We start from the raw sequence: 7,910 nt of genomic DNA on the forward strand, positions 1-7,910 counted from the left end.
TTAGATACTATACAATTATAAAACATTATTACTTTTATAACAAATCTAACTCTTATTAATTCGATAAAATATATCAATATACCTTCTAAAGTTATTATTTTTTAGTTTCTTATTACTTTTTTAAGATACATAGTTACTATATCTGAAAAGCGTAAAATATCTTTTGTATAGATAAAGTCTTTACCGTATATTAACTTTTCAGCTTCTAGTTCACTTTCTTTTCCTGTAAATACTCCAAGGACTAGTATTCCCTTTTGACGAGCTTTCCTTACTTCATTGGCAGCATCCTTTACTGCTACAATTCCCTTATAAGACATCTCACCTCTAATTGTCCTCTGCCTATCACTACCTATTTTTATATCATTAGGCTTTCCATCACTAAGAATAATTAAGATTTTATTTTCCTCATGCCTATTTAATAACTCCTCAGATACACACTTTATTGCTAATCCATCTCGATTATTCCCAGCTGAAAAATATTCAAATATATTTTCACAACTTTCTACCTTGTCATCATAGTCTTTATATCTTCTTAAGATTGTATAATCTAAAAAGCTACAAAATCCCAGCACCCTATTAGGTATGCCAACTGAAGTTAATGCTTTAGATAATATGTAGGCTTGTGTAGCTACATTTCCTTGGTTTCTGCTTTGAGATCCACTTGCATCCAATAAAATATCTATTACATACTTTCCTTTTTCATTATTTATGTCTTTATAGAATATTTTATTGTTGTTGCTTCTCCCTACTCTCCAACATCTACTAGCATTCACTATTCCACAATCAGAATATACTCTAGTTGTTTCACTTTCTTCTATTAAAATTCTTGATATGTTTTCTCTTAATTTATTTATATTCCTTTTATGAATTTTTATGTTATCCCTAAATTTACTCAGGTTATTTTCTTTTTGTCTTGTAACATATTTTATTTGAAATACATTTTTACACTCACTTCTTAATACACCATCTGTAAAATGGACTCTACATCCTTCATGAATATTTCTACAGTTTTTAGTTTCCATTTTTATGATTTCATTTTTACTCAAATATGATTTACCATAGTAATACTCTATTTTTTCATATATTTTATTACTTGTTTCTTCATCAATATAAATAACTCTATTACTACTATTGGCATCATTATTTTTAATAGATTCTCCTACATTTTCAACTAACATAGATGATGTCATAATATCTATCTCATTTTCTAATATATTTTCTCCATCAGAATATAGCTCCTCATTCATAAAATCTGCAAATGTATCAAAGTCTATCTCTGAATGTCTTTCATGATTATTTTCTTTATTCACTTCTGGTGTATTACTTATTATGCTCTCAAAATATTTAAGATATATTTCATCTATGTTTTTTAATACTTCTATAATTTCTTTATCTATATCAATATTTTTTACATCATTCATTATTCTTCGGCTAAATCCATCCATGTTCGGATGTTTCCCCATACTTTCAAGGACTACTGCATATTTTAGCTTCTGTAGTACATCCTCTTTATATATTGTTGTAAATCCAGATAATATGTCTCCATAAGCCTTTTGTCTTATATCTTCTACTCCTGGTCTTTCCTCTATAACTTTAGCTTCAACAATTCTATTTAATACAATCTGAGTAATTCCCATGATAGTGTTTTTATCATATCCATTTTTCATTCGGTTAATTAAGTATTTTTTTACTATATACCAATTAACATACTTTCTTCTAGCTCCTGAAATTATAGCAAAATATAATGCAACATCCTTAGATGAATATTCTTTTTCTGTTGTATCAATATCTTCATCATATGTACCAGAAACTGTCCAAGATAAATTATTTACTCTGTTATCGAATTCATAATCATTGTATATCCATTTCATATTCTCACCTACTTAGAATAGCAAACACTAGGAAATACATCTTTGCTTTCCCATTTGTTAGGTATTCTAGTTTTGATAATATCTCCAACTATTTCCTTTTCATATATATCAAAGGTCTTCCCTACCATCCCCATATTTATTGCTAAGTCAGGCTTAAGACCTCTTCTTATTGTTTTTAAAGATGCTATTAGACCTCTCAAGTCTACAGATTTACTAGATATTTCACCATTTTGTGATTTTAATTGTAAATCTAAAAATATACCAACAAACTGTTTTAACTTTTCTTCGTCTGCATCATTAAATTCATTTTTTAATATAAGCATAAGCTTGTCCTCTTCTACTTGGGGTATATCTATAACCATGAATCTAGATACTAGCGCTTCATTTAACTCTTTTGTTCCTGCATATTCATAGTTCATAGTCCCAATAAATCTTGTAGCTGGATGTAAATTAACTCTTTCATAGCCTGGTACGTCAATTATTTTTCTATAATCTAGTGCTGAATGTAGCACTACTATAGCATCATTTTTTGCCATATTTATTTCATCAAATACACCAAATCCACCATTTATGGCGCATTCATATACCGATCCTCTTCTTAATTTTACTTCATTATCTATAAATGTATCTGTTCCTATTAATGATTGACTATCTGTATTGATATGAAAAGATGTGTTCCATTGAGGTCTATTGAATATTTCTGATAAGTTGTCTGCTAATAAGTTTTTTCCTGTTGCTTTTGGTCCTGATAATAATATATTTTCATCTTCTAATATTGCTGATATACACATTGATAAAATATCTTTGCCATAAAAAAATACTTTAGATTTACTAACTCTGTGCTCTATATCCTCATTTAATTTATAATAATTCCTAAAGTAATATATATCTTGTATTAATGATTCTTGTATCCCCTGATTTCTTAAATTCTCTATTATATCCATAGCTATCTCCCCTTGTAGTTATTATGATATATTTATATATTAGCACATAAAAAGTCGGTCTAAAGATATATCTCTACAATTAATCTTAAAAAGATTTATGCTTGAGTATATATTTATTAAACCGACTTTTTTATAATTTATTATTTTATAGGTATTTTTACTTCTATAGGAGCTTCATATTTCATCATCATATTTAATGAAAACATATAACTATCTTTTTTCTCTCCTTTAAATGCAAAGATATATTCTCTATCTTCATCAGATTCACCACTATGCGTGCCACTTGCAATATAGTCCTCTCCATCTAACTTACTAAATCCAGCATGAGAAATCTGTTTATTTCCTTTTACATATACATCTATTTCACCATCTTTATAAACTATATTTTCTATAGTCATTTCTGATCCAAAGTACTCTACCTTTTTAGGATACTTATCATCTAGCTTTAACTCTATCTCTAAATCCTCAGGCTGAACTATAATCCCATCTGCCTTTAACGTAACTTCTTTACCTTTGTCATAATAAATAGAAGGCACTATTGTTTGCCTGTATGATGAACTTTCGCCCTTACCCATACCAGATAAAATTAAATTATCACTATATGAGTATCCACTATCAGATAACATAGAAATATTGTAAAGGCCATAAGTTCCCATTACATCCTCAAAATTTATTTTGGTATCTAAGTACATCATGGTAGGTGATACTTCCAGATTTTCAAATATTATTTCTGCCTTATCATGTTTTATAGTCTTATTTATTTCATAATTTTTTTTATTTTTATATATTTCTTTCGGTATGTTTATAGTAAGCTTAGCACTTCCAACTACTTCTGTTTTAAATTCACCTTTTCCTACTAACATACTGTTTTCAATTTTATTTCCACCTTCTATAGTTTCCCCTTCTTTATAGTATTCTTTGAGTATTTCAAGCTCAAGTTCTATACTTTCTTTTTTCTCCTTAAATATATCTCCGATTCTTTCATCCATTATTGTAATACTAGATTTAGTTGAATTTTTTTTCTCTCCATCTGAATAAAAAGTAGTTACCCCTAAGTTATCTTTTGTTTTACATTCTACTCTATACTGTGGATTTGTATCAGAACTTAAATCCAGTTTAGTATTTGTCATAGTAACATCAAAAGTTAGCCTTAATTCATCTAAAACAATATTATCAACTTCTAGAGTAAAATCATCCACCTTTAAAGTCGTACCTTCTATTTCTATATACCCATTATCTACAGCATTTTGAACTCCTACATCTGGAAATAATAGTTTCAATATATCTGATGCAAAACTTCTAAATGAAGGTAATACTGTATAAGAGATTACTATTAAAATGGAGCAAGCCACTAATCCCTTTAGTATATATTTATTTTTCTTTGGTTTAATATTATTTAGTTTATTTTCTAGTTCTTCAGATAACTTTTCTGGTATATCTATTTCTTCGCTATCAAAATCATCTAACATTTTGTTTATCTCTATTTCATCAAATTCATAATCTATATTAGCATCAGAAATTATATTTTCAGTATTAGTATCAGAATCTATATTTTTTGTTTTATCTATTTCTAAATTATTACTATTACTTTGATCTTTCTTCATAATCTCTCACCTCCAAATCTTTTCTCATACTTTTTAGTGCGGTATACATCTTACCTTTGACCGTACCAACTGGAATCTGTAATATATCACTTATTTCTTGAAGACTATATCCCATATAGTACTTAAGTCTTATCATCTCTCTAACTTCTTGGTTTATATTTTCTAGTGCTTTTTCTAAGTCTAGTTTAGTGTCTTTATCTATATTTTCTATATCTTCCTTTGTAGAGTAATCTTCTATACTTACTACTTTATTATTTTTATTAATAATATTTTTTGCTTCATTTATTACTATTCTTAAGAACCAAGTTTTAAAATATTTTGCCTCTTTTAATGTTGTAATGTTATTTAATCCTTTTTCTACTGCTTGTAGATATGCATCTATACTATCTTCTTCGTTTCTAAGTATTGTGTATGCTATTTTATATCCATCAGTCTTAAGTTCATTAACTAACATACTATAAGCGTTAAAATTGCCCTTTATAGCTTTATTTACTATCTTAATATCCATTAATTATACCTCCTTTCATATATTAGACTTGTAAAGTATATAAAAAGTTATAATTTTTTTATTTCATTATAATTTTAATAATTAAATTTTATGATTTATATAACTAATAGCTTTGATACCTAGCGGTGGGAAACTATAACTTATCCATAAACCGGATAAATTTTAATTTCCTTCTATATAAAATAAGACTCTAATGATTGTGTAAAATCACTAGAGTCCTACTCTTTGCCTTCTATAGGGATTAATATTGATGTTATAGTTCCTTCGTCTAGTTTACTATATACTTTTATATCTCCATTATGACTATCTATTATAAACTTAGCAATGGAAAGACCAAGCCCTGTTCCTCCACTTTCCTTATTTCTAGATTTATCACTTCTATAAAATCTATTAAATATGTTAGGTAAGTCTTCTTTACTCATACCAATACCATTATCTTCAATAACTATATATACACCTTTATTACTTGGAAAAGTATTTATTTTTATAGTTCCTTCATCCTGAGTATATTTCATACTGTTATCTATAAATATACGCATTGCTTCTTTTATTAGATTTCTATCTCCATATATAACTACATCTTCATTATTCACATTTTTAATATTATGTTTTTCATCTATCATTATGCTCTCTTTAACAAGTTCATTTATTAAATCTTTTAAGTCAAAATATTCCTTTTCTATTAACTGCTTATTTCTGTCTCCTCTAGCTAAAAATAATAAACTTTCGATTAGCTTTTTCATACTTTCTGATTCATCTTTTATCGCTATAATAGACTCCTCTAATACTTCTCTATCATCTTTGCCCCATCTGTCTAATAAATTAGCATATCCTTGAACTACTGATATAGGTGTTCTAAGCTCATGGGATGCATCTGATACAAATTGATTTTGTTTTTCAACAGAGTACTGTATCTCATCTAACATTTTATTAAAAGTTTTAGCTAAGTCTTTGTATTCATTTTTAATACCAGATACATCTAATCTTTTATCCAAATCATTAATAGATATTTTTTTTACATTATTAATCATTATATCTACAGGTTTAAGAGATTTTTTTGAAGTTCTATAACTAAATATGATAACAAAAATAACCTCAAAGACTTTAACTGATACTAATATTGTAAATAATGATATATAAATATTAGGATCCAAATTTTTAACATTTTCATTTAGTAAAAATAAAACTGCCATAGTAGTTAATATAGATATAAATATATAAGTAAAAGAATAGCTTAATGTTATTCTGCTCTTCATTGAAAATCTTATTTTTTCATTTATAATGTATTTTATTTTTTCTTTAAGAAAATTAGTTTTTTTCATCTTTTACTTGGTATCCAACTCCTCTTATAGTATGTATAAGCTTTATATCAAATCTGTTATCTATTTTACTTCTTAAGTATCTAATATATACATCAACAACATTTGTATCGCCTATATAATCATATCCCCAAATATTTTGAAGAATGTTATCTCTTGTGACTACGATTCCTTTATTATCTATAAGGTATTTAAGCAAATCATATTCTTTTTTTGTTAATTCAATACTTTCACTATCATATATAACTGTATGCTTTTTATCATCTATTACTAACTTCCCAACTTGTGTCAATTCACTATTTTGTGATGCTGATATACTAACTCTTCTTCTTTTTAGAGATACTCTTATACGTGCTAATAACTCTTCTATTGCAAAAGGCTTTGTCATATAATCATCCGCTCCAATATCTAGCCCCATTACCTTGTCCATTACATCACCTTTAGCTGTTAACATTATTACAGTTACATCACTTACTTGCCTTATCCTTCTTAAGACTTCCATACCATTTAAAGAAGGTAACATTACATCTAGTATTATAAGGTCATAATCCCCTTGTACTGCCAAATTTAAGCCTTCTCTTCCATCATGGCTTACATCTACATTATATCCTTCATATTTAAGCTCTAATTGAATAAATCTAGCTATTTTTATTTCATCTTCTATAACAAGTATATTTACCTTATCCATAATACCTCCCTTAATTTACGATACCAGCAAGCTTATTTCTTTTTAATTCCTAATAAGTTAAATTATAACATATTTGTTTTATAACTATAATAATATCTAATTGTTAACTAATTTATAGCAAATAATTACTCAAAAAGTAAAAAAGGATAAGTTATAAGTTTATAGTCATTTAATGCAAATACCCATGCATGATACTCAAACTTATATTACTTATCCTAATTTTTTATAATTTATTTATTTCATCTGTAGCTTTCTTTGCTAAATCTACTGCTTTGTCAGATACTTTATCTAATTTCTCATTTATTTCATAGCCTTCCCCGTTGCTATTTTCTATTTTTATTTTATATCCTGTAAATATAGCTATTAATAATCCTACAATTACAGCCGGTAATCCTATTATGGAAAACACTATTGCTAAAGACATCGGTATTCTAAGTACAGTCTTATCTTTTTTATAAATTTCGATAGTTATTCTATTTAACTTATATACTAAGTTTTTAGCCTTTTTAAAATAACTTGTATTCGCTATCTTAATTTCTGATTTAATCTTGTTTTCTTCCTCTAAATATAATATAGATTGAACTACATCCCCATCAAACTTCTCTAGTATTTCCTTTGCTTCTTTATACCCTACATTAGCTCTTGTTTTTACAGTGTCTATTTGTTCTATAGTTATTTTACTCATTTTCAATTCCTCCTAATAATATTTTATACTTCTATTATAGGAATCTATCCTTAATATAAACTTAGATAAAGATTAAAATCAGATTAAAATTTTTATCTTTTAATTTTAATTATTCTATTTGCGTCTTATTTCATTATTTTTAAAATAGATTTTATCATTAAAATATTTCATATCATAAAAAAAGATTACGTGGCTACGTCCTACTCTCCCAGGAGGTTGCCCCCCAAGTACCATCGGCGCTAAAGAGCTTAACTTCTGTGTTCGGAATGGGAACAGGTGTATCCTCTTTGC

7 protein-coding genes and 1 rRNA gene are annotated in these 7,910 nt (G+C 27.0%); all 8 read right to left on the reverse strand.

All coding sequences use genetic code 11. The annotated features are described in order from the left end of the window. Window positions 1-101: 101 nt before the first annotated feature. Entirely contained in the window at window positions 102-1,871 is a 1,770-nt protein-coding gene (locus ACI48P_RS18090; protein WP_475218332.1) for a vWA domain-containing protein, read from the reverse strand. Window positions 1,872-1,879: 8 nt separating this feature from the next. Next, the gene (locus tag ACI48P_RS18095) at window positions 1,880-2,815 is read right to left on the reverse strand and encodes an AAA family ATPase (protein WP_475218333.1); all 936 of its coding nucleotides are present in this window, start codon (window positions 2,813-2,815) and stop codon (window positions 1,880-1,882) included. A gap of 140 nt (window positions 2,816-2,955) precedes the next feature. Next, a complete protein-coding gene (locus ACI48P_RS18100; protein WP_475218335.1) occupies window positions 2,956-4,419 on the reverse strand; it encodes a hypothetical protein in 1,464 nt (487 codons plus the stop codon). Next, window positions 4,400-4,927, reverse strand: coding sequence for a sigma-70 family RNA polymerase sigma factor (locus tag ACI48P_RS18105; protein WP_475218336.1), 528 nt, complete (start codon window positions 4,925-4,927; stop codon window positions 4,400-4,402). The genes ACI48P_RS18100 and ACI48P_RS18105 overlap by 20 nt, the downstream gene beginning before the upstream one ends. Before the next feature lie 218 nt (window positions 4,928-5,145). After that, window positions 5,146-6,249, reverse strand: coding sequence for a sensor histidine kinase (locus ACI48P_RS18110; protein WP_475218337.1), 1,104 nt, complete (start codon window positions 6,247-6,249; stop codon window positions 5,146-5,148). After that, complete coding sequence (locus ACI48P_RS18115) at window positions 6,236-6,934, reverse strand: response regulator transcription factor (protein WP_475218339.1); 699 nt, start codon at window positions 6,932-6,934, stop codon at window positions 6,236-6,238. Before ACI48P_RS18115 ends, ACI48P_RS18110 begins: the two co-directional genes overlap by 14 nt. 223 nt (window positions 6,935-7,157) lie before the next feature. Beyond that, window positions 7,158-7,619, reverse strand: coding sequence for a DUF4342 domain-containing protein (locus ACI48P_RS18120; protein ID WP_475218341.1), 462 nt, complete (start codon window positions 7,617-7,619; stop codon window positions 7,158-7,160). 187 nt (window positions 7,620-7,806) lie between these two features. After that, window positions 7,807-7,910 (reverse strand): 5S ribosomal RNA (rrf, locus tag ACI48P_RS18125); the annotation flags it as partial.

It is taken from the genome of Romboutsia sp. LXY-2 (assembly GCF_056171995.1).